The following is a 25,939-nucleotide window of genomic DNA, read 5'->3' on the forward strand; positions in this document are numbered from 1 at the left end:
GCATCGAATGTTGATTTCTGACTTTTGTCAGATCGTTCTTTAAAAATTCGGATATGTGATAGATATAGACTGATGGCCAGTTTCACTGCTGGTTAATCAGGCTAAGGTAAAATTTGTGAGTTCTGCTCGAAAGAGCAACATGCGAATTTTCGGCGAATGTCGTCTTCACAGTATAACCAGATTGCTTGGGGTTATATGGTCAAGTGAAGAAGCGCATACGGTGGATGCCTTGGCAGTCAGAGGCGATGAAAGACGTGGTAGCCTGCGATAAGCTTTGGGGAGTCGGCAAACAGACTGTGATCCAGAGATCTCTGAATGGGGGAACCCACTCAGCATAAGCTGAGTATCTTGTACTGAATACATAGGTGCAAGAGGCGAACCAGGGGAACTGAAACATCTAAGTACCCTGAGGAAAAGAAATCAACCGAGATTCCCTTAGTAGTGGCGAGCGAACGGGGACCAGCCCTTAAGTTGATTTGAGATTAGTGGAACGCTCTGGAAAGTGCGGCCATAGTGGGTGATAGCCCCGTACACGAAAATCTCTTGTCAATGAAATCGAGTAGGACGGAGCACGAGAAACTTTGTCTGAATATGGGGGGACCATCCTCCAAGGCTAAATACTACTGACTGACCGATAGTGAACCAGTACCGTGAGGGAAAGGCGAAAAGAACCCCGGAGAGGGGAGTGAAATAGAACCTGAAACCGTATGCGTACAAGCAGTGGGAGCCTACTTTGTTAGGTGACTGCGTACCTTTTGTATAATGGGTCAGCGACTTATATTCAGTGGCGAGCTTAACCGAATAGGGGAGGCGTAGCGAAAGCGAGTCTTAATAGGGCGTTTAGTCGCTGGGTATAGACCCGAAACCGGGCGATCTATCCATGGGCAGGTTGAAGGTTAGGTAACACTGACTGGAGGACCGAACCGACTACCGTTGAAAAGTTAGCGGATGACCTGTGGATCGGAGTGAAAGGCTAATCAAGCTCGGAGATAGCTGGTTCTCCTCGAAAGCTATTTAGGTAGCGCCTCATGTATCACTCCAGGGGGTAGAGCACTGTTTCGGCTAGGGGGTCATCCCGACTTACCAAACCGATGCAAACTCCGAATACCTGGAAGTGCCGAGCATGGGAGACACACGGCGGGTGCTAACGTCCGTCGTGAAAAGGGAAACAACCCAGACCGTCAGCTAAGGTCCCAAAGTCATGGTTAAGTGGGAAACGATGTGGGAAGGCTTAGACAGCTAGGAGGTTGGCTTAGAAGCAGCCACCCTTTAAAGAAAGCGTAATAGCTCACTAGTCGAGTCGGCCTGCGCGGAAGATGTAACGGGGCTCAAACCATGCACCGAAGCTACGGGTGTCATCTTTGATGACGCGGTAGAGGAGCGTTCTGTAAGCCTGTGAAGGTGAGTTGAGAAGCTTGCTGGAGGTATCAGAAGTGCGAATGCTGACATGAGTAACGACAATGCGAGTGAAAAACTCGCACGCCGAAAGACCAAGGTTTCCTGCGCAACGTTAATCGACGCAGGGTTAGTCGGTCCCTAAGGCGAGGCTGAAAAGCGTAGTCGATGGAAAACAGGTTAATATTCCTGTACTTCCAGTTATTGCGATGGAGGGACGGAGAAGGTTAGGCCAGCCTGGCGTTGGTTGTCCAGGTTTAAGGTGGTAGGCTGAAATCTTAGGCAAATCCGGGATTTCAAGGCCGAGAGCTGATGACGAGTTGCCTCTAGGCGACGAAGTGGTTGATACCATGCTTCCAAGAAAAGCTCCTAAGCTTCAGATAACTGGGAACCGTACCCCAAACCGACACAGGTGGTTAGGTAGAGAATACCAAGGCGCTTGAGAGAACTCGGGTGAAGGAACTAGGCAAAATGGCACCGTAACTTCGGGAGAAGGTGCGCCGGCGAGGGTGAAGGACTTGCTCCGTAAGCCCATGCCGGTCGAAGATACCAGGCCGCTGCGACTGTTTATTAAAAACACAGCACTCTGCAAACACGAAAGTGGACGTATAGGGTGTGACGCCTGCCCGGTGCCGGAAGGTTAATTGATGGGGTTAGCGCAAGCGAAGCTCTTGATCGAAGCCCCGGTAAACGGCGGCCGTAACTATAACGGTCCTAAGGTAGCGAAATTCCTTGTCGGGTAAGTTCCGACCTGCACGAATGGCGTAACGATGGCGGCGCTGTCTCCACCCGAGACTCAGTGAAATTGAAATCGCTGTGAAGATGCAGTGTATCCGCGGCTAGACGGAAAGACCCCGTGAACCTTTACTATAGCTTTGCACTGGACTTTGAATTTGCTTGTGTAGGATAGGTGGGAGGCTTTGAAGTGGGGACGCCAGTTCTCATGGAGCCATCCTTGAAATACCACCCTGGCAACTTTGAGGTTCTAACTCAGGTCCGTTATCCGGATCGAGGACAGTGTATGGTGGGTAGTTTGACTGGGGCGGTCTCCTCCCAAAGAGTAACGGAGGAGTACGAAGGTGCGCTCAGACCGGTCGGAAATCGGTCGTAGAGTATAAAGGCAAAAGCGCGCTTGACTGCGAGACAAACACGTCGAGCAGGTACGAAAGTAGGTCTTAGTGATCCGGTGGTTCTGTATGGAAGGGCCATCGCTCAACGGATAAAAGGTACTCCGGGGATAACAGGCTGATACCGCCCAAGAGTTCATATCGACGGCGGTGTTTGGCACCTCGATGTCGGCTCATCACATCCTGGGGCTGAAGCCGGTCCCAAGGGTATGGCTGTTCGCCATTTAAAGTGGTACGCGAGCTGGGTTTAGAACGTCGTGAGACAGTTCGGTCCCTATCTGCCGTGGACGTTTGAGATTTGAGAGGGGCTGCTCCTAGTACGAGAGGACCGGAGTGGACGAACCTCTGGTGTTCCGGTTGTCACGCCAGTGGCATTGCCGGGTAGCTATGTTCGGAAGAGATAACCGCTGAAAGCATCTAAGCGGGAAACTTGCCTCAAGATGAGATCTCACTGGGATCTTGAATCCCCTGAAGGGCCGTCGAAGACTACGACGTTGATAGGTTGGGTGTGTAAGCGCTGTGAGGCGTTGAGCTAACCAATACTAATTGCCCGTGAGGCTTGACCATATAACACCCAAGCAATTTGCTAACGCAGATTGCGGTGGTGAAGACGAAACAACCGAAAGTTCGCAACATCACAAATATCGCATATCCGAATTCGCTGGGCTGTCCATCTGGACATTCTGGCAACAGAATTTCTTGACGACCATAGAGCATTGGAACCACCTGATCCCATCCCGAACTCAGCAGTGAAACGATGCATCGCCGATGGTAGTGTGGGGTTTCCCCATGTGAGAGTAGGTCATCGTCAAGATTCATTTCGCAAAACCCCTATCTGCACATGCAGGTAGGGGTTTTGTCTTTGTGGCGCAAAAATTCCCGGGCATACGCAGTCCCTGTGGGAGCGGGTTCACCCGCGAAGCAGACGACCCGGTGTATGGCACCGGCTTCGCCGGTGTTCGCGGCGGTTCGACGCCTCGACTCGCCCGCACTGGTCTCCGTTCGATCGTCGCCTCCCACAATTCGAGCCAGAACACTAGAATAGGCCCACGCACCTATTCAGAAGCGCTATATGCCCAATCCTGTCGAACCTGAAACCCTGGCCCAGTTGCCGTTGGACGAGCTTGTCGCCTGTCATGAATGTGACCTGCTGCTGCGCAAGCCCGTGCTCCAGCATGATGAGAAAGCCCAATGCCCGCGCTGCGGCTATGAGCTGTACGCCCATCGGCACAATGTGGTCAACCGCAGCCTGGCCCTGGTGCTCACCGCCTTGCTGCTGTTTGTGCCTGCCAATTTCCTGCCGATCATGCAGCTGCACCTGCTTGGCCAGACATCGGACGATACCGTCTGGAGCGGCGTGCTGGGCCTGTACAACTCGGAAATGCGCGGTGTGGCCGTCGTGGTTTTCCTGTGCAGTATGGCCATCCCTTTGGCAAAACTGCTCTGTCAGCTGGTCGTGCTCTTGAGTATCCGTCTGAACGTGGGGCGTAGTTTCGGCCTGCTGTTCTACCGCATCTATCACCACTTGCGTGACTGGGGCATGCTCGAGGTCTATTTCATGGGCGTGCTGGTAGCCATCGTCAAGCTGGTGGACCTGGCCGAGCTGACGGTAGGCCTGGGGCTGTTCTGCTTCATCAGCCTGTTATTGATCCAGGTGTGGCTCGAGGTGGTGATGTCACCGCACCAGATCTGGAGTGCGCTATCAGGGGAGGACCTGCATGCGGGCGATTGATGCAGGCATTCTTGTCTGCAATGAATGTCACGAGCTGAACCGGCAACAGCCAGACAGCACTTCACAAACCTGTACACGCTGCGGTGCCATCGTGCATGCCCGTCGGCCGAACAGCATCGCGCGTACCTGGGCGCTGCTGATTGCCGCGTCGATCCTGTACATCCCGGCCAACATGCTGCCGATCATGACCGTGAGCACCCTGGGCCAAGGCAGCCCCGACACGATCATGTCCGGTGTCATCACCTTGCTCAAGCATGGCATGGTGCCCATTGCTGCCGTGGTGTTCATTGCCAGTATCCTGGTGCCCACGTTCAAACTGGTGGGCATCGGCTTGCTGTTGTACTCCGTTCAGCGTCGTCAGCCGCTTTCGGCACGGCAACGGATATTGATGTACCGCTTCATCGAATTCATTGGGCGCTGGTCCATGCTCGATATCTTTGTCATCGCCATCCTGGTGGCGGTGGTGAATTTCGGCCGAATAGCCAGTGTCGAAGCCAACCTGGGCGCTGTCGCCTTTGCAACTGTGGTGATCCTGACAATGCTTGCCGCTTTAACTTTCGATCCCCGACTGATTTGGGATAACACGGAGTCGGATGACGACCATGAGTGACCTGCCAACGGCTAAAACCCGCCCAGCCTCGAACTGGTCGGCCATATGGATCCTGCCTTTGATCGCCTTGATGATCGGTGGCTGGCTTGCGTGGCAGGCTTACCGTGATGCCGGTGTGGAAATTGAAGTCCGCTTCGAGTCGGGTGAGGGTATCGTCGCCAACAAGACCGAGGTGATCTACAAGGGCATGCCGGTTGGCAAGGTCAAGAGCCTGGTGCTCGACGCCAAGGGTGAGAACCAGGGGGTGATCGCCACCATCGAGATGAACAAGGCTGCCGAGCCGCATCTGACCAAAGGCACGCGTTTCTGGCTGGTGAAGCCGAGCGTCAGCCTGGCGGGTATTTCCGGCCTGGAAACTCTGGTGTCAGGCAACTACATCGCCGTCAGCCCAGGGGAGGGGGAGCGCACCAAACGTTTTACTGCCTTGAAGGTTGCGCCGCCGCTGTCGGACACCGAGCCGGGCCTGCACCTTACCCTCAAGGCTGAGCGGCTTGGGTCGCTCAACCGTGACAGCCCGGTGTTCTACAAGCAGATCCAGGTTGGCCGGGTAAAAAGCTACCGCCTGTCCGAGGACCAGAGCACTGTCGAGATAAAGGTCTTCATCGAGCCGGCCTATGCCAGCCTGGTGCGCAAGCACACGCGTTTCTGGAATGCCAGCGGCGTCAGCATCGATGCCTCGCTGTCGGGCGTGAAAGTGCGTAGTGAATCGCTGTCGAGCATTGTCGCCGGTGGTATCGCCTTTGCCACGCCGGAACACCGCAAGGACAGTCCACCCACCGACTCGAACCTGCCGTTCCGTCTGTATGAGGACTTTGATGCGGCCCAGGCCGGTATCCGGGTGAAGGTGAAATTGAGCGATTACGAGGGCCTGCAGGCGGGCCGTACACCGGTCATGTACAAGGGCATCCAGGTAGGCTCGCTGAAAGCCCTGACAATGGCAGACAACCTGGCCAGTGCCTCGGCCGAGCTTACGCTGGACCCGTTGGCCGAGGATTACCTGGTCGAGGGCACGCAGTTCTGGGTGGTAAAGCCGTCGATTTCTCTGGCGGGTATCACCGGCCTGGAGGCGCTGGTAAAGGGTAACTACATTGCCATTCGCCCTGGTGAAAAGGGCGCGCGGCCCGAGCGCGAGTTCGAAGCCCGCGCCAAGGCGCCTCCGCTCGACCTCAAGGCACCAGGCCTGCACATGGTGCTGTTCGCCGACACCCTGGGTTCGCTGGAAGTCGGTAGCCCGGTCATGTACCGCCAGGTGAAGGTGGGTAGCGTGCAGAGCTACCAGTTCGCCCGCAACAGCAACCGCATCCTGATCGGTGTGCATATCGAGAAGGAATACGAAAAGCTGGTCAACGGTTCGTCGCGCTTCTGGAATGTCAGTGGCATCACCCTGACGGGCGGCCTGTCGGGCATCAAGATCAAGAGTGAATCACTGCAAACCCTGATGGCCGGTGGTATCGCGTTCGACACGCCACGGCCCGATGTGCCGCTCAAACGCCACATCCCACGCTTCCGCCTGCATGACAGCCAGGAGGCGGTCAACCGCGCAGGAACGTTGATCACCATTCGTGTGGACCGTGCTGACGGCCTCAAGCCAGGCACGGCGATCCGCTTCCGTGGCCTGGATGTGGGCAGCATCGAGAGCGTCGACCTGACCGATGACCTGCAGGCGGTGCTGCTGCGGGCGCGCATTACCGAAGCGGCGGACCGTATCGCCCGCGTCGGTACGCAGTTCTGGGTGGTCAAGCCAGCCTTTGGCCTGGTGCGCACGCAGAACCTCGACACTCTGGTGGGTGGGCAGTACCTGGAAGTGCAGCCGGCTGCCAAGGACCGTGGCCCGCAGCGCGATTTCATCGCCTTGGCCGACGCCCCGCAGGTGGCAGGGCCTGAAGTCGGGCTGCCGTTGACGCTGAGCGCTCCGCGCCGTGGCTCGATCAAGCCGGGCGTGCCGGTGACCTACCGTGAGGTTGCGGTGGGCAAGGTGACGGGCTTCGAGCTGGGCCAGAGCGCTGACCGCGTGTTGATCCATATCCTGATCGAACCGCGCTATGCGGCCCTGGTGCGCAGCGGCAGCCGCTTCTGGAACAGCAGCGGCTTCGGTTTCGACTGGGGGCTGGTCAAGGGGGTTACGGTGCGTACCGAGTCGGTGGAGACCATGATCGACGGCGGTATCGCCTTCGCCACGCCGGATGGCGAGCAGATGGGCAACCCGGCACGGCCGCAGCAGACGTTCGCCTTGTTCGACAAGGCCGAGGATGAATGGCTGCAGTGGGCGCCGAAGATTCAGATTGCCAAGTGATGTGGAGGCAGGGCTGCCAAGTGCAGCCTTGCGCTTTTCCGTAGGAGCAGCCTTGTGCTGCGAATGGGCTGCGTAGCAGCCCCGACAATGTCCGCTGCCAGCTGAAGCCTGGGGCTGCTATGCAGCCCATTCGCAGCACAAGGCTGCTCCTACAAAAAGCCGATCGTAATCAACTGGGCGGGATGCTTGCACAAATCGCAGGCAACAAAAAACCGACCCTAGGGTCGGTTTTTCGACTAGCGCGTCGCTTAGGCAGCTGCAGCTTCTTTCAGCGCCTTGATGTGGCCATTCAGACGGCCTTTGTGACGAGCAGCCTTGTTCTTGTGGATGATGCCCTTGTCGGCCATACGGTCGATTACAGGCACAGCCAGAACGTAAGCGGCTTGCGCTTTTTCGGCGTCTTTTGCGTCGATGGCTTTAACTACATTCTTGATGTAGGTACGGACCATGGAACGCAGGCTGGCGTTGTGGCTGCGACGCTTCTCAGCCTGTTTTGCACGTTTCTTGGCGGAAGGTGTGTTGGCCACCGTCGAGCTCCTCGAAAGACTTTAGGTAAATAGCAAACAAAATAGGCCGCGAATCATGCCGATCAGTCGAACGGATGTCAAGGCCACCTGCAAGGTTCCGCCGAGCGGTGCGCCAACAAGAGGGAAATATTCCTTTCTGCTGCGCGACCTGTAAACTCGGGAATTTTTGGCTCCCCTGCGAAGGCGCGGGAGTATCGCACATTCGGACGCTGTCTGGCAGCGTCCTCTGCCCTTGGCGTGAATCTTTTCGATGAACCTGCTCAAATCCCTGGCTGCGGTAAGCTCGATCACCATGATTTCCCGGGTGCTAGGCTTTGTCCGCGACACCATCCTGGCGCGTGTTTTCGGCGCCGGCATCGCCACCGATGCTTTCTTCATCGCCTTCAAGCTGCCCAACCTGCTGCGGCGCATCTTCGCCGAGGGCGCGTTTTCTCAGGCCTTCGTGCCGATCCTGGCCGAATACAAGACCCAGCAAGGCGAGGAGGCGACCCGCACCTTCGTCGCCTATGTCAGTGGCCTGCTGACCTTGGTTCTGGCGCTGGTGACCGCCATCGGCATCCTGGCGGCGCCATGGGTGGTGTGGGCGACCGCCCCAGGCTTTGTCGACAGTGCCGAAAAGTACGAACTGACCACCGCCCTGTTGCGGGTGACTTTTCCTTATATATTGCTGATCTCGCTGTCCTCCCTGGCCGGGGCAATCCTCAATACCTGGAACCGTTTCTCGGTGCCGGCCTTTACCCCGACCTTGCTGAATGTGGCGATGATTGCCTTCGCCGTGCTGCTCACGCCGTATTTCGACCCGCCCATCATGGCCCTGGCATGGGGCGTGCTGGCCGGTGGCCTGGCACAGTTGCTGTACCAGCTGCCAGCGCTGAAGAAGATCGGCATGCTCGTGCTGCCACGCCTGAACCTGCGTGATGCCGGCGTGTGGCGGGTGCTCAAGCAGATGCTGCCAGCGATCCTCGGGGTGTCGGTGAGTCAGATCTCGCTGATCATCAACACCATCTTCGCCTCCTTCCTGGTAGCCGGCTCGGTGTCGTGGATGTACTACGCCGACCGCCTCATGGAGCTGCCTTCCGGTGTACTGGGCGTGGCCCTGGGCACCATACTGCTGCCGACCCTGGCCAAGACCTACGCCAACAAGGACCGCGAGGAGTACTCACGGATCCTCGACTGGGGCCTGCGCCTGTGTTTCCTGCTGGTGCTGCCCTGCACCCTGGCCCTGGCCATCCTCGCCGAGCCTTTGACCGTGGCGCTGTTCCAGTACGGCAAGTTCACTGCCGTCGACGCAGCCATGACCCAGAAGGCGCTGATCGCCTATTCGGTGGGCTTGCTGGCGATCATTCTGGTCAAGGTACTGGCACCGGGCTTCTATGCGCAGCAGAATATCCGTACACCGGTGAAGATCGCGGTATTCACCCTGGTCTGCACCCAACTGTTCAACCTGGCCCTGATCGGGCCGCTCGCGCATGCCGGCCTGGCCCTGGCGATCAGCCTGGGGGCCTGCCTGAACGCCGGCCTGCTGTTCTGGAAACTGCGCAGTCAGCAGCTGTTTCAGCCGCAACCAGGCTGGGCGATATTCCTGCTCAAGCTGTTGCTGGCGGTGGGGCTGATGTCGGCGGTGTTGCTGGCCGGCATGCATTATCTGCCAGCCTGGGAACAGGGCAACATGCTCGAGCGCCTGGTGCGCCTGGGGGCTCTGGTACTGGCGGGCGTCGTGACCTATTTCGGCTGCCTGTACCTGTGCGGCTTCCGGCCTCGGCATTTCGCCCGCAAGGCCTTGCACTGAGGCATCGGGCGGGTCAGGCGTCGGTTTTTCGCATTCCACGCCGCCCTTGGGCGCTGCTGCCTGTCACCGGCGCCCGGGTGTGGTTATAATCGGCCACTTTATGAGCAAGAAGCGCGTTATGCAGCTGGTTCGAGGTCTTCACAACCTGCGCCCCGAGCACCGGGGCTGTGTCGCCACCATTGGCAACTTCGACGGGGTTCACCGCGGCCACCAGGCTATCCTGGCGCGCCTGCGCGAGCGCGGCCAGGCCTTGGGCCTGCCGACCTGCGTGGTCATCTTCGAACCGCAACCACGCGAGTACTTCGCCCCCGACACCGCGCCGGCCCGCCTGGCCCGGCTGCGCGACAAGATCGAGCTGCTGGCGGCCGAGGGTATCGACCGGGTGCTGTGCCTGGCATTCAACCAGCGCCTGAGCAATCTCGGCGCCGATGCCTTCGTCAAGGCCATCCTGGTCGACGGCCTGGGTGTACGCCACCTCGAAGTGGGCGATGACTTCCGCTTCGGCTGCGACCGCGCCGGCGACTTCGCCTTCCTGGTCGAGGCCGGCAAGCAGTACGGCTTCACCGTCGAGGCTGCCAACACGGTGATCCAGGACGGCCTGCGGGTCAGCAGCACCGAAGTGCGCAAGGCCCTGTCCGAAGGCAACTTCGAGCTGGCCGAGCACCTGCTGGGCCGCCCATACCGCATCAGCGGCCGCGTGCTGCATGGCCAGAAGCTGGCCCGCCAGCTCGGCACACCTACCGCCAACATCCAGCTCAAGCGCCGCCGCGTGCCGCTGTCCGGGGTCTACCTGGCCAGCATCGAAATCGACGGCAAGGCCTGGCCGGGTGTCGGCAATATCGGCGTGCGCCCCACCGTTGCCGGTGACGGGCGCCCGCACCTGGAGATTCATCTGCTGGACTATGCCGGCGACCTTTACGGCCGGCGCCTGACGGTGGAGTTCCACCACAAGCTGCGTGAAGAGCAGCGATTCGCCTCCCTGGAGGCGCTGAAGTCGGCGATCGATGCGGATATCGCCGCCGCACGTGCACATTGGCACGCTCAACCGCTAACGAAGAGCCTGAAATGACCGACTACAAAGCCACGCTTAACCTTCCGGACACCGCCTTCCCCATGAAGGCCGGCCTGCCTCAGCGCGAACCGCAGATCCTGCAGCGCTGGGACAGCATTGGCCTGTACCAGAAGCTGCGCGAAATTGGCAAGGATCGTCCCAAGTTCGTCCTGCACGACGGCCCGCCCTATGCCAACGGCAAGATTCATATCGGTCATGCGCTGAACAAGATCCTCAAGGACATGATCGTCCGTTCCAAGACCCTGGCCGGCTTCGATGCGCCGTATGTGCCGGGCTGGGACTGCCATGGCCTGCCGATCGAGCACAAGGTCGAGGTCACCCACGGCAAGCACCTGTCCGCCGACCGCACTCGCGAGCTGTGCCGCGAGTACGCCGCCGAGCAGATCGAGGGGCAGAAGACCGAGTTCATCCGCCTGGGCGTGCTGGGTGACTGGGACAACCCGTACAAGACCATGAACTTTGCCAACGAGGCCGGCGAAATCCGCGCCCTGGCCGAGATGGTCAAGCAAGGCTTCGTGTTCAAGGGCCTGAAGCCTGTGAACTGGTGCTTCGATTGCGGTTCGGCCCTGGCCGAGGCCGAAGTCGAGTACGCCGACAAGAAATCGCAGACCATCGACGTTGCCTTCCCGGTAGCCGATGACGCCAAGCTGGCTACTGCCTTCGGTCTGGCTTCGCTGGCCAAGCCGGCTGCCATCGTGATCTGGACCACCACCCCGTGGACTATCCCGGCCAACCAGGCGCTGAACATCCACCCGGAGTTCAAGTACGCCCTGGTCGACACCGGCGAGCGTCTGCTGGTTCTGGCCGAAGAGCTGGTCGAGTCGTGCCTCAAGCGCTACAGCCTGGAAGGCTCGGTCATCGCCACCGCCCAGGGTTCGGCACTGGAACTGATCAACTTCCGCCACCCGTTCTATGACCGCCTGTCGCCAATCTACCTGGCTGACTACGTCGAGCTGGGCGCCGGTACCGGCGTGGTGCACTCCTCGCCAGCCTACGGTGAAGACGACTTCGTCACCTGCAAGCGCTACGGCATGGTCAACGACGACATCCTCACCCCGGTGCAGAGCAACGGCGTGTATGTGGACTCGCTGCCATTCTTCGGCGGCCAGTTCATCTGGAAGGCCAACCCGGCCATCGTCGAGAAGCTGAGCGAAGTCGGCGCGCTGATGCACACCGAAACCATCAGCCACAGCTACATGCACTGCTGGCGCCACAAGACCCCGCTGATCTACCGCGCCACCGCGCAGTGGTTCGTGGGTATGGACAAGCAGCCGACCACCGGCGAGCCGCTGCGTGAGCGCGCACTTAAAGCCATCGAAGACACCAAGTTCGTCCCGGCCTGGGGCCAGGCGCGCCTGCATTCGATGATCGCCAACCGCCCGGACTGGTGCATCTCCCGACAGCGCAACTGGGGTGTACCGATCCCGTTCTTCCTGCACAAGCAGACCGGCGAGCTGCACCCACGCACCGTCGAGCTGATGGAAGCAGTGGCCAAGCGCGTCGAACAGGAAGGCATCGAGGCCTGGTTCAAGCTGGACGCCGCCGAACTGCTGGGCGCTGAAGCCGAGCAGTACGACAAGATCACCGACACCCTCGACGTGTGGTTCGACTCGGGTACCACCCACTGGCACGTGCTGCGTGGCTCGCATGACATCGGCCACGCCACCGGCCCGCGTGCCGACCTGTACCTGGAAGGTTCCGACCAGCACCGCGGCTGGTTCCACTCGTCCTTGCTGACCGGTTGCGCCATCGACGGCCACGCGCCGTACCGCGAGCTGCTGACCCACGGCTTCACCGTGGACGAGAACGGCCGCAAGATGTCCAAGTCGCTGGGCAACACCATCGAGCCGGAGAAGGTCAACAACACCCTGGGTGCCGATATCCTGCGCCTGTGGGTTGCCGCTACCGACTATTCCGGTGAAATGGCCGTTTCCGAGCAGATCCTGCAGCGCAGCGCCGACGCCTACCGCCGTATCCGCAACACTGCACGCTTCCTGCTCTCCAACCTGTCCGGCTTCGACCCGGCCCGCGACCTGCTGGCCCCGGAAGACATGCTGGCGCTGGACCGCTGGGCGGTTGACCGCACCCTGCTGCTGCAACGCGAGCTGGAAGAGCACTACAGCGAGTACCGTTTCTGGAACGTCTACTCCAAGGTGCACAACTTCTGCGTGCAGGAACTGGGCGGCTTCTACCTCGACATCATCAAGGACCGCCAGTACACCACCGGCGCCAACAGTGTCGCTCGCCGCTCCTGCCAGACCGCGCTCTACCACATCAGCGAGGCGCTGGTGCGCTGGATCGCGCCGATCCTGGCGTTTACCGCCGACGAAATCTGGCAGTACCTGCCAGGCGAGCGCAACGAGTCGGTAATGCTCAACGGCTGGTACGAAGGCCTGAGCGAGCTGCCGGAAGGTACCGAACTGGACCGCGCCTACTGGGACCGCGTGATGGCCGTCAAGGCATCGGTCAACAAGGAGCTGGAAAACCAGCGTACCGCCAAGGTCATCGGCGGCAACCTGCAGGCCGAAGTCACCCTGTACGCCGACGAAGGCCTGAGCGCCGACCTGGGCAAGCTGGGCGACGAACTGCGCTTCGTGCTGATCACCTCGGCTGCCAGCGTGGTGCCATTCGCGCAAGCGCCGGCCGAAGCGGTGGCCACCGAAGTCGAAGGCCTCAAGCTGCAAGTGGTCAAGTCCGGCCACACCAAGTGCGGCCGTTGCTGGCACTTCCGCGCCGACGTCGGCAGCCACCCGGAGCACCCGGAAATCTGCGGCCGTTGCGTCGACAACCTGAGCGGTTCCGGCGAGGTGCGCCACTATGCCTAACCCTGTAGCGGGGCGCTTCGGGCGCCTTGCATGGCTTTGGCTGAGCCTGGTGGTACTGGTCCTCGACCAGGCCACCAAGCTGTATTTCAACAATGCCCTGACCATGTACCAGCAGGTTGTCGTCATCCCTGACTACTTCAGCTGGACCCTGGCCTACAACACCGGCGCGGCGTTCAGCTTCCTGGCTGAAAGCTCCGGCTGGCAGCGCTGGCTGTTTGCCCTGATCGCCGTGGTGGTCAGTGCCGTGCTGGTAGTGTGGCTCAAGCGCCTGGGGCGCAACGAGACCTGGCTGGCCGTGGCGCTGGCGCTGGTGCTGGGTGGCGCGATCGGCAACCTGTACGACCGCGTCGTGCTCGGCCATGTGGTCGACTTCATCCTGGTGCACTGGCAGAACCGCCATTACTTCCCGGCCTTCAACCTGGCCGACAGCGCCATCACCGTTGGTGCGGTGATGCTGGCGCTGGATATGTTCAAGAGCAAGAAGTCCGAGGATCCGGTCCATGACTGACACCCGTATCGGCCAGAACACCGAAGTCACCCTGCACTTCGCGCTGCACCTGGAAAACGGCGACACCGTCGACAGCACGTTCGACAAGGCCCCGGCCACCTTCAAGGTTGGCGATGGCAACCTGCTGCCAGGGTTCGAGAACGCCCTGTTCGGCTTCAAGGGCGGCGACAAGCGTACCGTCGTGGTGGCCCCGGAGAACGCATTCGGCCAGCCAAACCCGCAGAACGTGCAAGTCATGCCGCGGTCCCAGTTCGAGGGCATGGAGTTGTCCGAAGGGCTGTTGATCATCTTCAACGACGCCGCCAACACCGAGCTGCCGGGTGTGGTCAAAGCGTTCGATGACGACCAGGTGACCATCGACTTCAATCACCCATTGGCTGGCAAGACCCTGACCTTCGAGGTGGAGATCCTCGAGGTGAAGGCCCTGTAAGCCTGGAGCCGAGCATGCAAATCAAACTCGCCAACCCTCGCGGCTTCTGCGCGGGGGTCGACCGGGCGATCGAGATCGTCAACCGCGCGCTGGAAGTCTTCGGCCCGCCGATCTATGTGCGTCACGAAGTGGTGCACAACAAGTTCGTGGTGGAAGACCTGCGCAACCGTGGCGCCATCTTCGTCGAAGAGCTGGACCAGGTACCGGACGACGTCATCGTCATCTTCAGTGCCCACGGTGTTTCCCAGGCCGTGCGCCAGGAAGCTGCTGGCCGTGGCCTGAAAGTGTTCGATGCCACCTGCCCGCTGGTGACCAAGGTGCACATCGAAGTGGCCAAGTACAGCCGCGACGGCCGTGAGTGCATTCTCATCGGCCACGAAGGGCATCCGGAGGTCGAAGGCACCATGGGCCAGTACGACGCCAGCAACGGTGGCGCCATCTACCTCGTCGAAGACGAGGAGGATGTTGCCAACCTGCAGGTGAAGGACCCGGACCACCTGGCGTTCGTCACCCAGACCACGCTGTCGATGGACGACACCAGCCGCGTGATCGACGCCCTGCGTGCCCGCTTCCCGAACATTGGCGGCCCGCGCAAGGACGACATCTGCTACGCCACCCAGAACCGCCAGGACGCGGTCAAGCAACTGGCGGACGAGTGCGACGTGGTACTGGTGGTCGGCAGCCCGAACAGCTCCAACTCCAACCGCCTGCGCGAGCTGGCCGAGCGCATGGGCACCCCGGCCTACCTGATCGACGGTGCCGAGGACCTGCAGCGTGGCTGGTTCGACCAGACGGCGCGGGTCGGCATTACCGCTGGCGCTTCGGCTCCCGAAGTGCTGGTGCGTGGCGTGATCGAGCAGCTCAAGGCCTGGGGCGCCACCGGTGCTGAAGAGCTGGATGGGCGGGAAGAGAACATCACCTTCTCCATGCCCAAGGAGTTGCGGGTTCGGTCGCTGATCTGACCGCAGTTTGCGCAATCCCCCCTGTAGGAGCGGCCTTGTGTCGCGAACGGGCTGCAAAGCAGCCCCAGGATTTCAGCGTTAGAGCTGATATTGCCGGGGCCGCTTTGCGGCCCTTTCGCGACACAAGGCCGCTCCTACATTGACCGCGCTGATCTGCTAGTGGTGTCTTTGCATCGGGATTTTTTTGGCTCTCCCATCTGTACGTTGACCCTGCCAGTCGATGCCATCACCACTTGATACTGGCTAGTTGCGGTCAAGCGCTCGCAAATCTCCATCGTTGAACCTAACCAATTACCGTTGGCCCCAAGCGGAACACCCTGCGCACTGAATTTCAGCTGCTCACCGCGATTGCTCGTGATCTTCAGCGGCCGTGAAAGACGCTGCTCGCGCAGCACCTGCCCGTTATGCTCCAGCATCACCTGCCAACCATTCCCCCAGTTACCGTCCAACGCCTGCACCAGCACCGGCTGGCTTTGCAACATGGCATGGCTGCGCGCACTGCGCAGCGCCTGCGCCAAGTCACGCGCAGCTGCCGCCCTGTGTAGGTCGTCGCTCAATCTGGCGTAGGCCGGCATGCCGAGCTGTGTCAGCAACACGGCCACCGCCAGGGCCGACAACATTTGAATCAGTGTTACACCTCGTTGCTTCACCGTGCATTCCTCCCTGGAAGTGCTTGGCTGTAGCTTCACGGTCGTTGGACCCGCGGTCCAGTCGCCCGGGTTCAATGCAATTGCAGGAAAAGTCGCAGGAGGTGCAGGGATGCACGCAAGACAGCGGGGCATGACGCTTCTGGAAGTGTTATTGGCGGTGGTAGTGGTGGCTGTGGGTATGTTCGCAGCGGCAGGCCTGCAACTGCAGGCATTGCGGGCTGCGGAGGACGCGCGCCGCGATGGGAAGGCGGCAATGGCGGCGCACAGTGAGCAGGAAAGGGGGCGGCCATGAGTCGGGGCCAGCGTGGTTTCGGCTTGCTTGAGGTGATGCTGGCGCTGACCATCGGGTTGCTGCTGTTGGCGGCGGCCAGCCAGCTATTCGCCTCGGCCCACCATACCTGGCGGCTGCAAAGCACGGCAGTACGCATGCAGGATGAGGCACGCCTGGCATTGCTGCGAATGGCCCAGGATATCCGCATGACCGGGATGTTTGGCTGCCTGCGACTGCGGCCAAAGCACTTCGGCAGTTCGAGCGCAGAGCACGCATTCGCCCGGCCGATGGAAGTCGAAGCATCCACCCTTAGCCTGGTCGTTGCGGAGTTACCTGGGCAAGCCGGGGGCCCGCAGTGGTTCCTGCACACGGACTGTACTAGCAAAGTGTCTGTGGACGATGAGTTGAAGGAGGGCTATCCACAGGTTTACCCCATCAGCAGATATGTCTACCAACTCCAGGGCAATACGCTGAAATTCAAACGCAACAAAAGCAACTTCCAGCCGCTGGTTGAAAATGTGCGGTCAATGCGTTTGCAGCGTGTGCAAATGGCACAGGGTGAGGGGGTGGATATTGCCCTGACGCTTTACGAACCCACGCTCGAACTTGAACAGCACCATGAACTGAGCGTCGCAATCCGCAACCCGGTGCCGAACCCATGAATCGTCAGCGTGGCATAGTCCTGTTGTTGGCTTTGGTCCTGAGCCTGCTGCTTGGGCTGCTTGCGGCGTCCGCCCTGCGTGATGCGCTGGCGCAAACGCGAATGACCGGCTATCTGAGCGAAGGCCTGCTGGCGCTGGAGCAGGCCGAGGCCACGCTGCTGGCAGGGGCAGGCGAGCTCGAGCGGGCTCCCCCCGACCCTTGCGAGGCGTGCCCGCCACCCGCTCGACCGCATGACCTGAGCGGGCAGTGGCAGCGCACGCGAACCGGCTATTTCCATTTGCAGAATCTGGGTACCAGCGAACACGCGGCGCATATGCCGGAAGGGCAGCAGGTCACCCTGTACCGCGTCACCGCCGTCAGCCTGCAAACCCAGTCACGGCATGTGCTGGAAGCGGTCTACGCCATGGCCGGCGACACAACCCGGCGCATTGCCTGGCGGCAGAGATTGCGAGGAGACTGACATGCAGCAAGGCTTGAGCCTGATCGAGTTGTTGATTGTGCTGGCCGTGACCGGCATTCTGGCAGCCATTGCCTACCCCAGTTACAGCGACCAGCTACGGCGAGCCGCGCGCAGCGAAGTGGTTGGCCTGCTGCATGACGCCGCCCTGCGCCTGGAGCGCCACCGCGTACGCACTGGCCAATACGCCGAGGGCGACCCTGCCTTGCCCGACGGTACCCGCTATTACAGCCTGCAGGCCCAGCGCGACAGCGACACCTTCACGCTGCGCGCCCGGCGGCTGCCGAGCGGGCTGATGGCGCAGGACCGCTGTGGCGATTTCCAGCTCGACCAGGCCGGCGTGCAGCGCAATCCGGGTGCCGTCGAAGACAGCGTGCACTGCTGGGGAAGCTGAAGATTGAATGATGCCCGGTGCATCGCGGATTTACTTCAGGTGTTGGATCGACAGATGAGCAAGCAAGTAGTGGTGGTCGGTGGCGGGGTGATCGGCCTGCTGACGGCATTCAACCTGGCGGCGAAGGTCGGGCAGGTGGTGGTGTGTGATCAGGGTGAAGTCGGCCGCGAATCGTCCTGGGCCGGCGGTGGCATCGTCTCGCCGCTGTACCCGTGGCGCTACAGCCCGGCCGTGACCGCCTTGGCACACTGGTCGCAAGACTTTTATCCACAGCTGGGCGAGCGTTTGTTCGCCAGCACCGGCGTCGACCCCGAAGTGCACACCACCGGCCTGTACTGGCTCGACCTGGACGACGAGGCCGAAGCGCTGGCCTGGGCCGAGCGTGAGCAGCGGCCGCTGAGTGCCGTGGATATTTCGGCGGCCTATGACGCGGTGCCGGTGCTGGGCCCGGGCTTCAAGCGTGCCATCTACATGGCCGGCGTGGCCAACGTGCGCAACCCGCGCCTGGTGAAGTCGCTCAAGGCGGCGTTGCTGGCGTTGCCCAACGTGACCTTGCGTGAGCACTGCCAGGTTACCGGTTTTGTCCAGCAAGGCGGTCGCGTGACCGGGGTGCAGACGGCAGACGACGTGCTGGCGGCGGATGAGGTGGTGCTCAGTGCTGGCGCGTGGAGTGGCGACCTGCTGCGTACGCTCGGCCTGGAACTGCCGGTGGAGCCGGTGAAGGGCCAGATGATTTTGTTCAAATGTGCCGAAGACTTTCTGCCGAGCATGGTGCTGGCCAAGGGGCGCTATGCGATCCCGCGGCGTGACGGGCATATTCTGGTGGGTAGCACGCTGGAGCATGCCGGGTACGACAAGACCCCGACCGAGGAGGCGTTGGAGAGCCTGAAGGCCTCGGCGGTGGAGTTGCTGCCTGAGCTCGAGGGGGCCACGGTGGTGGCGCACTGGGCCGGGCTGCGGCCGGGGTCGCCGGAAGGTATTCCGTATATCGGGCCGGTGCCGGGGCATGCGGGGTTGTGGTTGAACTGCGGGCATTACCGCAACGGGCTGGTGCTGGCGCCGGCTTCGTGCCAGCTGTTTACCGACCTGTTGACCGGGGCAGAGCCGATCATTGACCCGGCGCCGTATGCGCCAGCCGGGCGGTTGAGCTGAGATTGCCGGGGCCGCTCCTACAGGGGCTGCGTATTCCCTGTGGGAGCGGCCTTGTGTCGCGAAAGGGCTGCAAGGCAGCCCCAGTTTCTAACGGGATTGCCCCGGCCCTTGCTGCAGGTGTGCCTGGCTGCAATACCACTCGTTGCCCTGCTGCAGCGCCCGGTCATTGGGCAGGTGCACGCCGCAATGGGCGCAGCGCACCATCTGCAGCGGCGCATCCAGCTTCGCCTCGGGGTGCGACTGTTGGCTGGCTTTGAACTTGCGCCACAGCCAGAACGCGGCGGCGATCAGGGCGATCCAGAAAAGTAGGCGAACCATGGTGTCCAGCTTGTCGGTTGAAGAAGCCGACAGTCTAGGACGCGGCCAATAAAAAAGGGAGGCCCAGGGCCTCCCTTTCATGTACCGCTACGTATCAGTCGAACAGACCAAAGGTCATGTAGCTGAACCAGGAACGGTCCTTCTCGGCTTCCTTCGGCCCTTCCGGCACGATCGGATCACCGTTCTCGTCGGTTGGCAGCAGCTCACGCGGCATCTCGTCACGTGCGTCCTGGAACTGCTTGACCACGTCCTGGTTCGCGCGGGTTTCACCCGGCGGCAGCGGGGTGTCGGTCTCGATCAGGCCCAGGGTCGCTTTGGACAGCCAGCCGCGGCCGTCAGACTCGGTCTGCTTTGGCTGGAACTCGCCATCTACCAGGCTCGGGTGGTCCGGGTAGTTGAGTTTGAGGGTTTCCAGGCTGGTGGCGGCCAGTTCGTCCAGGTGCATCTTCTGGTACGCCTCGACCATCACCGCCAGGCCGTCGCCGACCGATGGGGTTTCCTGGAAGTTCTCCACCACGTAGCGGCCACGGTTGGCGGCGGCTACATAGGCCTGGCGGCTCAGGTAGTAGTCGGCCACGTGGATTTCGTACGAGGCCAGCAGGTTGCGCAGGTAGATCATGCGCTGCTTGGCGTCGGGCGCGTAGCGGCTGTTGGGGAAGCGGCTGGTCAGCTGGGCGAACTCGTTGTACGAGTCGCGGGCAGCACCCGGGTCACGCTTGGTCATGTCCAGCGGCAGGAAGCGCGCCACCAGGCCACGGTCCTGGTCGAACGAGGTCAGGCCCTTGAGGTAGTAGGCGTAGTCGACGTTCGGGTGCTGCGGGTGCAGGCGGATGAAGCGCTCGGCAGCCGACTTGGCAGCCTCGGGCTCGGAGTTCTTGTAGTTGGCGTAGATCAGCTCGAGCTGCGCCTGGTCGGCATAGCGGCCGAACGGGTAGCGCGACTCCAGGGCCTTGAGCTTGTTCACGGCGCTGGTGTAGCTGGAGTTGTCCAGGTCAGCTTGCGCCTGCTGATACAGCTCGGCCTCGCTGAGGTTCTCGTCGATCACTTCCTTATTGGAGGAACAGGCCGCGGTGAGCCCGAGGATGGCGATCAGCAGCAGGTGTTTCACTTGCATGGCGGCTTGCGTCCCTTTGACGGCCGCTGTCTTGGGCGGTGCCGTCCTGTTATGATGAGCGCCCCGGCCAACCCCGGGACAAAAGAAGCCGTATTTAACCACAAGCTCGCAGCCGAAACCAAAGGCTGTGCGCCCGCCGAATCGAGCATGTCCGAGATCATTCAACTTAGCGCAGAGGTCCCGTCCGAACTGGGCGGTCAACGCCTCGACCAGGTCGCCGCCCAATTGTTCGACGAGTATTCGCGCTCGCGGCTGACTACCTGGATCAAAGAAGGCCGCCTGACGGTCGATGGCGCGGTCCTGCGCCCGCGTGACACCGTCCATGGTGGCGCCGTGCTGGCCCTGGAGGCCGAGCAAGAGGCCCAGGGCGAGTGGGAGGCCGAGGACATCGCGCTGGACATCGTCTATGAAGACGACCAGATCCTGGTGATCAACAAGCCTGCCGGCCTGGTTGTGCACCCGGCTGCCGGGCATGCCAGCGGCACCTTGCTGAACGCGCTGCTGCACCATGTGCCCGACATCATCAACGTGCCGCGCGCCGGCATCGTGCACCGCCTGGACAAGGACACCACCGGCCTGATGGTGGTGGCCAAGACCCTGCAGGCGCAGACCAACCTGGTCGACCAGCTGCAAAAGCGCTCGGTCAGCCGCATTTATGAATGCATCGTGGTTGGTGTGGTGACTGCCGGTGGCAAGATCGACGCGCCCATCGGCCGCCACGGCGGCATGCGCCAGCGCATGGCAGTCACCGACGGCGGCAAGCCTGCGATCAGCCACTACCGTGTGCTCAAGCGCTTCCGCTCGCACACCCATGTGCGGGTGAAGCTGGAAACCGGCCGTACCCACCAGATCCGCGTGCACATGGCTCATGTCGGCTACCCGCTGGTCGGCGACCAGACCTACGGCGGCCGCTTCCGCATTCCGCCGGCAGCCAGCCCGACCATGGTCGAGGCGGTGAAGACCTTCCCGCGTCAGGCCCTGCACGCACGCTTCCTGGCGCTGGTACACCCGACCACCGGTGAGCGCATGGAATGGGAATCGCCGTTGCCGGATGACTTCGTCTGGTTGCTGTCGCTGCTGAACCAGGACCGCGAGAGCTTTATCGGATGAGTGGCCTGACTCAGTCGCTGCTGTTCCCCGACTGGCCGGCCCCGGCCTCGGTGCGCGCCTGTGTCACCACTCGCCAGGGCGGCATCAGCCTGCCGCCCTATGAAACCTTCAACCTTGGCGACCATGTAGGGGACGACCCTGCCGCGGTAGCCGAAAACCGTCGTCGCCTGAGCGACGAATTCGCCATCCAGCCGGCCTGGCTCAAGCAGGTGCATGGGCTGATGGTGGCAAATGCCGACCCGGCCGTGGTGGCCGAGGCCGACGCCAGCTGGACCGACCAGCCTGGCATTGCCTGCACCGTGATGACTGCCGATTGCCTGCCAGCGCTGTTCTGCGACCGGGCCGGTACCCGTGTGGCGGCGGCGCATGCTGGCTGGCGCGGGCTGGCCGGTGGTGTGCTGGAGGCCACCTTGGATCGCCTGGCACTGCCACCCGAAGAGGTGCTGGTGTGGCTGGGGCCGGCGATTGGCCCACAGGCGTTCGAAGTGGGGCAGGAAGTGCGTGATGCCTTTACGGCGGAGCACCCGGAAGCGGCCCGGGCCTTTGTCGATGGTGCCCGGCCGGGCAAGTTGATGGCCGACATCTATGAGCTGGCGCGTATTCGTTTGGCGGCGCGTGGGGTGACTGCTGTTCATGGCGGTGGCTTGTGCACGGTCAGCGACGAGCGGTTCTTCTCCTATCGCCGTACTCCGCAGGGGGGGCGGTTTGCTTCCCTGGTGTGGCTGGAACCGCGCTAGCCTGCACTGGCCTCTTCGCGGGCACGCCCGCTCCCACAGGTTTCAAACATTACGGATTCCCTGTAGGAGCGGGCATGCCTGCGAATGGCCCAGCACTAATCCAACAGGTTGATCCTGGTCAACCCCGCTACGCTTGAATCTTCCAGAATCAGCCTTATCTATAAGGTCATCTCAGGCAGGTTTCTTCACAAACAGGCGCTGTCCATCGCTCCGACCTGCCCTTTAAAAGGAAGGTACCCCCATGCGAATAGACCGTTTGACCAGCAAGCTGCAGCTTGCGATATCCGATGCCCAATCCCTGGCGGTTGGCATGGATCACCCTGCCATCGAGCCGGTGCACCTGTTGCAGGCACTGCTCGAGCAGCAGGGCGGTTCGATCAAGCCGCTGCTGATGCAGGTAGGCTTCGACATCAACAGCCTGCGCCAGGCACTGGTGAAAGAACTCGACCAGCTGCCGAAAATCCAGAACCCCACCGGCGACGTGAACATGTCGCAGGACCTGGCGCGCCTGCTCAACCAGGCCGACCGCCTGGCCCAGCAGAAGGGCGACCAGTTCATTTCCAGCGAACTTGTGCTGCTGGCTGCCATGGACGAGAACAGCAAGCTCGGCAAGCTGTTGTTGAGCCAGGGCGTGAGCAAGAAGGCCCTGGAAAACGCCATCAACAACCTGCGCGGCGGTGCGGCGGTCAATGACGCCAACGCCGAGGAATCGCGCCAGGCGCTGGACAAGTACACCGTCGACCTGACCAAGCGTGCCGAAGAGGGCAAGCTGGACCCGGTGATTGGCCGTGACGACGAAATTCGCCGTACCGTACAGGTGCTGCAACGCCGTACCAAGAACAACCCGGTGCTGATCGGTGAGCCTGGCGTAGGTAAAACCGCCATCGCCGAAGGCCTGGCCCAGCGCATCATCAATGGTGAAGTGCCGGACGGCCTCAAGGGCAAGCGCCTGCTGGCGCTGGACATGGGCGCGCTGATTGCCGGTGCCAAGTACCGCGGCGAGTTCGAAGAACGCCTCAAAGGCCTGCTGAACGAGCTGTCCAAGCAGGAAGGCCAGATCATCCTGTTCATCGACGAACTGCACACCATGGTCGGCGCCGGCAAGGGCGAGGGCGCCATGGACGCCGGCAACATGCTCAAGCCGGCCCTGGCTCGTGGCGAGCTGCACTGCGTTGGCGCCACCACGCTGAACGAGTACCGCCAGTTCATCGAAAAAGATGCTGCCCTGGAGCGCCGCTTCCAGAAGGTGCTGGTCGAGGAGCCGAGCGAGGAAGACACCATCGCCATCCTGCGTGGCCTGAAAGAGCGCTATGAAGTGCACCACAAGGTGGCCATCACCGACGGCGCCATCATTGCTGCGGCCAAGCTCAGCCACCGCTACATCACCGACCGTCAGCTGCCGGACAAGGCCATTGACCTGATCGACGAAGCGGCCAGCCGCATCCGCATGGAGATCGACTCCAAGCCGGAAGTGCTCGACCGCCTCGACCGTCGCCTGATCCAGCTGAAGGTGGAGTCGCAGGCGCTGAAGAAGGAAGAAGACGAAGCGGCGAAAAAGCGCCTGGAGAAGCTGACCGAGGAAATCGACCGGTTGGAGCGTGAATACGCCGACCTGGAAGAAATCTGGGCCTCCGAGAAGGCTGAGGTGCAGGGCTCGGCGCAGATCCAGCAAAAGATCGAGCAGGCCCGCCAGGAGTTGGAAACTGCCCGTCGTAAAGGCGACCTCAGCCGCATGGCCGAGCTGCAGTACGGGGTGATCCCGGACTTGGAGCGTAGCCTGCAGATGGTCGACCAGCACGGCAAGACCGAAAACCAGTTGCTGCGTAACAAGGTGACCGAGGAAGAAATTGCCGAAGTGGTCTCGAAGTGGACCGGTATCCCGGTGGCCAAGATGCTCGAAGGCGAGCGTGAAAAGCTGCTGAAGATGGAAGAGCTGCTGCACCAGCGTGTGATCGGCCAGAACGAGGCGGTAACCGCCGTGGCCAACGCGGTGCGCCGTTCGCGTGCCGGGCTGTCCGACCCGAACCGGCCGAGTGGTTCGTTCCTGTTCCTCGGCCCGACCGGGGTGGGCAAGACCGAGCTGTGCAAGGCGCTGGCCGAGTTCCTGTTCGACACCGAAGAGGCAATGGTGCGCATCGACATGTCCGAGTTCATGGAGAAGCATTCCGTGGCTCGCCTGATCGGTGCCCCACCAGGCTATGTGGGGTATGAAGAGGGCGGTTACCTGACCGAGGCAGTACGGCGCAAGCCATACTCGGTGGTGCTGCTGGACGAGGTGGAGAAGGCCCACCCGGATGTGTTCAACGTGCTGCTGCAGGTGCTGGAAGACGGCCGCCTGACCGACAGCCACGGGCGCACCGTGGACTTCCGCAACACCGTGATCGTGATGACCTCCAACCTGGGCTCGGCGCAGATCCAGGAACTGGTGGGTGACCGCGAGGCACAGCGTGCGGCGGTGATGGATGCGGTGGGTTCGCACTTCCGTCCGGAATTCATCAACCGTATCGACGAAGTGGTGGTGTTCGAGCCACTGGGCCGCGAGCAGATTGCCGGCATTACCGAAATCCAGCTGGGCCGCCTGCGCAGCCGTCTGCTGGAGCGCGAACTGTCGCTGAGCCTGAGCCCGGAGGCATTGGACAAGCTGATTGCCGTGGGTTACGACCCGGTATACGGCGCACGGCCACTGAAGCGGGCGATCCAGCGCTGGATCGAAAACCCGTTGGCGCAGTTGATCCTGGCAGGCAAGTTCATGCCGGGGACTGCGATTACCGCCAAGGTGGAAGGCGACGAAATCGTCTTCGGCTGATCTGTTTCACCATGAGCCCCGCATCTGCGGGGCTTTTTTTTGTCTGTATCTCCCAGGCCTCACACACATTCCGAGGACCGGTGCCGTACCTGTGGGAGCGGGCATGCCCGCGAAGGGGCCCTCACAGCCCCAGCAAATCCGGGCCTTTCCGGCTTCCTGGATAACTAGCTGAAATTTTTGAAATTTTTGCTTGCATCTAAAATCGGGTGCCCCTAATATACGCCGCGTTGTCAGGCACTAAGCGAATCACCAGCAACATCGGTGACCGCAAAACAACTTACAAATCAGTAAGTTGAATGAAAAAAAGTGGTTGACAAGCAAAACGAAGAATGTAGAATAGCCGGCCTCAGCAGCTGCAACGCGAAAGCGGATAGCCAAAGAGACCGAAGCTAACACAAGCTTCGAAGCTGTAAAGATGTGCCGAAGTTCAGTTCCGCGATAGCTCAGTCGGTAGAGCAAATGACTGTTAATCATTGGGTCCCTGGTTCGAGTCCAGGTCGCGGAGCCAATCTCGGGGTGTAGCGCAGTCCGGTAGCGCGCCTGCTTTGGGAGCAGGATGTCAGGAGTTCGAATCCCCTCACCCCGACCATTTTCCGGGTCGTTAGCTCAGTTGGTAGAGCAGTTGGCTTTTAACCAATTGGTCGTAGGTTCGAATCCTACACGACCCACCATGTAAAAAGGGCATCTCAAGCGAGATGCCCTTTTTCTTTAAGTATCACGGGGTGTAGCGCAGTCCGGTAGCGCGCCTGCTTTGGGAGCAGGATGTCAGGAGTTCGAATCCCCTCACCCCGACCATTTCCGGGTCGTTAGCTCAGTTGGTAGAGCAGTTGGCTTTTAACCAATTGGTCGTAGGTTCGAATCCTACACGACCCACCATGAAAAAAAGGGCATCTCGCATGAGATGCCCTTTTTTTTGCCAGAATTTTGGGCCTGCGTTGCAGGCCATCGCGACACAAGGCCGCTCCTACAGCAAGCAGATATTGCGCGGTCGTTTGTA

General features: G+C 61.2%; 21 protein-coding genes, 5 tRNA genes and 2 rRNA genes. 24 read left to right on the forward strand and 4 right to left on the reverse strand.

The window, feature by feature from the left end; genetic code table 11:
• Window positions 1-197 precede the first annotated feature (197 nt).
• From GEV38_RS03445 to GEV38_RS03465, 5 genes are all read left to right on the forward strand, one after another.
• A 23S ribosomal RNA gene (locus GEV38_RS03445) occupies window positions 198-3,089 on the forward strand.
• A gap of 131 nt (window positions 3,090-3,220) precedes the next feature.
• Window positions 3,221-3,336 (forward strand): 5S ribosomal RNA (gene rrf, locus GEV38_RS03450).
• A gap of 258 nt (window positions 3,337-3,594) precedes the next feature.
• Window positions 3,595-4,254, forward strand: a complete 660-nt coding sequence (locus GEV38_RS03455; RefSeq protein ID WP_013970746.1) for a paraquat-inducible protein A — start codon at window positions 3,595-3,597, stop codon at window positions 4,252-4,254.
• Window positions 4,241-4,864, forward strand: coding sequence for a paraquat-inducible protein A (locus GEV38_RS03460; protein ID WP_015268842.1), 624 nt, complete (start codon window positions 4,241-4,243; stop codon window positions 4,862-4,864). The genes GEV38_RS03455 and GEV38_RS03460 overlap by 14 nt, the downstream gene beginning before the upstream one ends.
• Window positions 4,857-7,157: a PqiB family protein gene (locus tag GEV38_RS03465; protein WP_015268843.1), complete on the forward strand. Its 2,301-nt coding sequence runs from the start codon at window positions 4,857-4,859 to the stop codon at window positions 7,155-7,157. Before GEV38_RS03460 ends, GEV38_RS03465 begins: the two co-directional genes overlap by 8 nt.
• A gap of 248 nt (window positions 7,158-7,405) precedes the next feature.
• Here GEV38_RS03465 and rpsT read toward each other — a convergent pair whose 3' ends face one another.
• Window positions 7,406-7,684: a 30S ribosomal protein S20 gene (rpsT, locus tag GEV38_RS03470; RefSeq protein ID WP_003247625.1), complete on the reverse strand. Its 279-nt coding sequence runs from the start codon at window positions 7,682-7,684 to the stop codon at window positions 7,406-7,408.
• Window positions 7,685-7,934: 250 nt separating this feature from the next.
• On the opposite strand from rpsT, the gene murJ reads away from it, so the two are divergent.
• From murJ to ispH, 6 genes are all read left to right on the forward strand, one after another.
• On the forward strand, window positions 7,935-9,473 hold the full coding sequence (gene murJ, locus GEV38_RS03475) for a murein biosynthesis integral membrane protein MurJ (protein ID WP_015268845.1): 1,539 nt from the start codon (window positions 7,935-7,937) through the stop codon (window positions 9,471-9,473).
• Between the two features lie 118 nt (window positions 9,474-9,591).
• On the forward strand, window positions 9,592-10,542 hold the full coding sequence (gene ribF, locus GEV38_RS03480; protein ID WP_015268846.1) for a bifunctional riboflavin kinase/FAD synthetase: 951 nt from the start codon (window positions 9,592-9,594) through the stop codon (window positions 10,540-10,542).
• Window positions 10,539-13,370: an isoleucine--tRNA ligase gene (gene ileS, locus GEV38_RS03485; protein WP_015268847.1), complete on the forward strand. Its 2,832-nt coding sequence runs from the start codon at window positions 10,539-10,541 to the stop codon at window positions 13,368-13,370. Before ribF ends, ileS begins: the two co-directional genes overlap by 4 nt.
• Window positions 13,363-13,878 carry a signal peptidase II gene (gene lspA / locus GEV38_RS03490; RefSeq protein WP_003258216.1) on the forward strand — a complete coding sequence of 172 codons (516 nt, stop codon included), beginning with the start codon at window positions 13,363-13,365 and terminating at the stop codon, window positions 13,876-13,878. Before ileS ends, lspA begins: the two co-directional genes overlap by 8 nt.
• Window positions 13,871-14,308, forward strand: coding sequence for an FKBP-type peptidyl-prolyl cis-trans isomerase (fkpB, locus tag GEV38_RS03495; protein WP_003258215.1), 438 nt, complete (start codon window positions 13,871-13,873; stop codon window positions 14,306-14,308). Before lspA ends, fkpB begins: the two co-directional genes overlap by 8 nt.
• Window positions 14,309-14,322: 14 nt before the next feature.
• Window positions 14,323-15,270: a 4-hydroxy-3-methylbut-2-enyl diphosphate reductase gene (gene ispH / locus GEV38_RS03500; protein ID WP_013970753.1), complete on the forward strand. Its 948-nt coding sequence runs from the start codon at window positions 14,323-14,325 to the stop codon at window positions 15,268-15,270.
• Window positions 15,271-15,404: 134 nt separating this feature from the next.
• Here the strand turns inward: ispH and GEV38_RS03505 are convergent, their stop codons facing one another.
• Window positions 15,405-15,920 carry a GspH/FimT family pseudopilin gene (locus tag GEV38_RS03505; protein WP_043935296.1) on the reverse strand — a complete coding sequence of 172 codons (516 nt, stop codon included), beginning with the start codon at window positions 15,918-15,920 and terminating at the stop codon, window positions 15,405-15,407.
• A 109-nt stretch (window positions 15,921-16,029) separates the two neighbouring features.
• Here GEV38_RS03505 and GEV38_RS03510 point away from each other — a divergent pair, with 109 nt between their 5' ends.
• From GEV38_RS03510 to thiO, 5 genes are read left to right on the forward strand one after another with little or no spacing between them, the layout of a single operon-like run.
• Window positions 16,030-16,212, forward strand: a complete 183-nt coding sequence (locus tag GEV38_RS03510) for a prepilin-type N-terminal cleavage/methylation domain-containing protein (RefSeq protein WP_054573225.1) — start codon at window positions 16,030-16,032, stop codon at window positions 16,210-16,212.
• Complete coding sequence (locus GEV38_RS03515; protein WP_054573226.1) at window positions 16,209-16,853, forward strand: PilW family protein; 645 nt, start codon at window positions 16,209-16,211, stop codon at window positions 16,851-16,853. Before GEV38_RS03510 ends, GEV38_RS03515 begins: the two co-directional genes overlap by 4 nt.
• Window positions 16,850-17,314 carry a hypothetical protein gene (locus GEV38_RS03520; RefSeq protein ID WP_039614945.1) on the forward strand — a complete coding sequence of 155 codons (465 nt, stop codon included), beginning with the start codon at window positions 16,850-16,852 and terminating at the stop codon, window positions 17,312-17,314. Before GEV38_RS03515 ends, GEV38_RS03520 begins: the two co-directional genes overlap by 4 nt.
• A gap of 1 nt (window position 17,315) precedes the next feature.
• Window positions 17,316-17,705, forward strand: coding sequence for a type IV pilin protein (locus GEV38_RS03525; protein ID WP_013970758.1), 390 nt, complete (start codon window positions 17,316-17,318; stop codon window positions 17,703-17,705).
• Between the two features lie 54 nt (window positions 17,706-17,759).
• Window positions 17,760-18,857, forward strand: a complete 1,098-nt coding sequence (gene thiO / locus GEV38_RS03530) for a glycine oxidase ThiO (protein ID WP_015268853.1) — start codon at window positions 17,760-17,762, stop codon at window positions 18,855-18,857.
• Between the two features lie 87 nt (window positions 18,858-18,944).
• Here thiO and GEV38_RS03535 read toward each other — a convergent pair whose 3' ends face one another.
• Window positions 18,945-19,175 carry a PP0621 family protein gene (locus tag GEV38_RS03535; protein WP_054573227.1) on the reverse strand — a complete coding sequence of 77 codons (231 nt, stop codon included), beginning with the start codon at window positions 19,173-19,175 and terminating at the stop codon, window positions 18,945-18,947.
• Window positions 19,176-19,269: 94 nt separating this feature from the next.
• Window positions 19,270-20,289, reverse strand: coding sequence for an outer membrane protein assembly factor BamD (locus GEV38_RS03540; RefSeq protein ID WP_015268855.1), 1,020 nt, complete (start codon window positions 20,287-20,289; stop codon window positions 19,270-19,272).
• Between the two features lie 147 nt (window positions 20,290-20,436).
• Between GEV38_RS03540 and rluD the strand changes: the two genes are divergently transcribed.
• The 8 genes from rluD to GEV38_RS03580 all read left to right on the forward strand — a co-directional run bounded on the left by rluD (window position 20,437) and on the right by GEV38_RS03580 (window position 25,818).
• On the forward strand, window positions 20,437-21,399 hold the full coding sequence (gene rluD / locus GEV38_RS03545; RefSeq protein ID WP_015268856.1) for a 23S rRNA pseudouridine(1911/1915/1917) synthase RluD: 963 nt from the start codon (window positions 20,437-20,439) through the stop codon (window positions 21,397-21,399).
• Complete coding sequence (gene pgeF / locus GEV38_RS03550) at window positions 21,396-22,136, forward strand: peptidoglycan editing factor PgeF (RefSeq protein ID WP_054573228.1); 741 nt, start codon at window positions 21,396-21,398, stop codon at window positions 22,134-22,136. The genes rluD and pgeF overlap by 4 nt, the downstream gene beginning before the upstream one ends.
• 241 nt (window positions 22,137-22,377) lie before the next feature.
• On the forward strand, window positions 22,378-24,942 hold the full coding sequence (gene clpB, locus GEV38_RS03555; protein WP_015268858.1) for an ATP-dependent chaperone ClpB: 2,565 nt from the start codon (window positions 22,378-22,380) through the stop codon (window positions 24,940-24,942).
• A 432-nt stretch (window positions 24,943-25,374) separates the two neighbouring features.
• Window positions 25,375-25,450: transfer RNA gene (locus GEV38_RS03560), tRNA-Asn, on the forward strand.
• Between the two features lie 4 nt (window positions 25,451-25,454).
• Window positions 25,455-25,531 (forward strand) — tRNA-Pro (locus tag GEV38_RS03565).
• Between the two features lie 6 nt (window positions 25,532-25,537).
• Window positions 25,538-25,613: transfer RNA gene (locus tag GEV38_RS03570), tRNA-Lys, on the forward strand.
• 47 nt (window positions 25,614-25,660) lie between these two features.
• Window positions 25,661-25,737: transfer RNA gene (locus GEV38_RS03575), tRNA-Pro, on the forward strand.
• Window positions 25,738-25,742: 5 nt separating this feature from the next.
• Window positions 25,743-25,818 (forward strand) — tRNA-Lys (locus tag GEV38_RS03580).
• The last annotated feature ends 121 nt before the right edge of the window (window positions 25,819-25,939 follow it).

It is taken from the genome of Pseudomonas sp. 13159349 (genome assembly GCF_013305685.1).
Taxonomy (GTDB): Bacteria; Pseudomonadota; Gammaproteobacteria; order Pseudomonadales; family Pseudomonadaceae; genus Aquipseudomonas; species Aquipseudomonas asiatica.

Coding starts and splice junctions, on each gene's coding strand:
- GEV38_RS03455 (WP_013970746.1), top strand. CDS start 3,595: ATGCCCAATCCTGTCGAACCTGAAACCCTGGCCCAGTTGCCGTTGGAC.
- GEV38_RS03460 (WP_015268842.1), top strand. CDS start 4,241: ATGCGGGCGATTGATGCAGGCATTCTTGTCTGCAATGAATGTCACGAG.
- GEV38_RS03465 (WP_015268843.1), top strand. CDS start 4,857: ATGAGTGACCTGCCAACGGCTAAAACCCGCCCAGCCTCGAACTGGTCG.
- murJ (WP_015268845.1), top strand. CDS start 7,935: ATGAACCTGCTCAAATCCCTGGCTGCGGTAAGCTCGATCACCATGATT.
- ribF (WP_015268846.1), top strand. CDS start 9,592: ATGCAGCTGGTTCGAGGTCTTCACAACCTGCGCCCCGAGCACCGGGGC.
- ileS (WP_015268847.1), top strand. CDS start 10,539: ATGACCGACTACAAAGCCACGCTTAACCTTCCGGACACCGCCTTCCCC.
- lspA (WP_003258216.1), top strand. CDS start 13,363: ATGCCTAACCCTGTAGCGGGGCGCTTCGGGCGCCTTGCATGGCTTTGG.
- fkpB (WP_003258215.1), top strand. CDS start 13,871: ATGACTGACACCCGTATCGGCCAGAACACCGAAGTCACCCTGCACTTC.
- ispH (WP_013970753.1), top strand. CDS start 14,323: ATGCAAATCAAACTCGCCAACCCTCGCGGCTTCTGCGCGGGGGTCGAC.
- GEV38_RS03510 (WP_054573225.1), top strand. CDS start 16,030: ATGCACGCAAGACAGCGGGGCATGACGCTTCTGGAAGTGTTATTGGCG.
- GEV38_RS03515 (WP_054573226.1), top strand. CDS start 16,209: ATGAGTCGGGGCCAGCGTGGTTTCGGCTTGCTTGAGGTGATGCTGGCG.
- GEV38_RS03520 (WP_039614945.1), top strand. CDS start 16,850: ATGAATCGTCAGCGTGGCATAGTCCTGTTGTTGGCTTTGGTCCTGAGC.
- GEV38_RS03525 (WP_013970758.1), top strand. CDS start 17,316: ATGCAGCAAGGCTTGAGCCTGATCGAGTTGTTGATTGTGCTGGCCGTG.
- thiO (WP_015268853.1), top strand. CDS start 17,760: ATGAGCAAGCAAGTAGTGGTGGTCGGTGGCGGGGTGATCGGCCTGCTG.
- GEV38_RS03535 (WP_054573227.1), bottom strand. CDS start 19,175: ATGGTTCGCCTACTTTTCTGGATCGCCCTGATCGCCGCCGCGTTCTGG.
- GEV38_RS03540 (WP_015268855.1), bottom strand. CDS start 20,289: ATGCAAGTGAAACACCTGCTGCTGATCGCCATCCTCGGGCTCACCGCG.
- rluD (WP_015268856.1), top strand. CDS start 20,437: ATGTCCGAGATCATTCAACTTAGCGCAGAGGTCCCGTCCGAACTGGGC.
- pgeF (WP_054573228.1), top strand. CDS start 21,396: ATGAGTGGCCTGACTCAGTCGCTGCTGTTCCCCGACTGGCCGGCCCCG.
- clpB (WP_015268858.1), top strand. CDS start 22,378: ATGCGAATAGACCGTTTGACCAGCAAGCTGCAGCTTGCGATATCCGAT.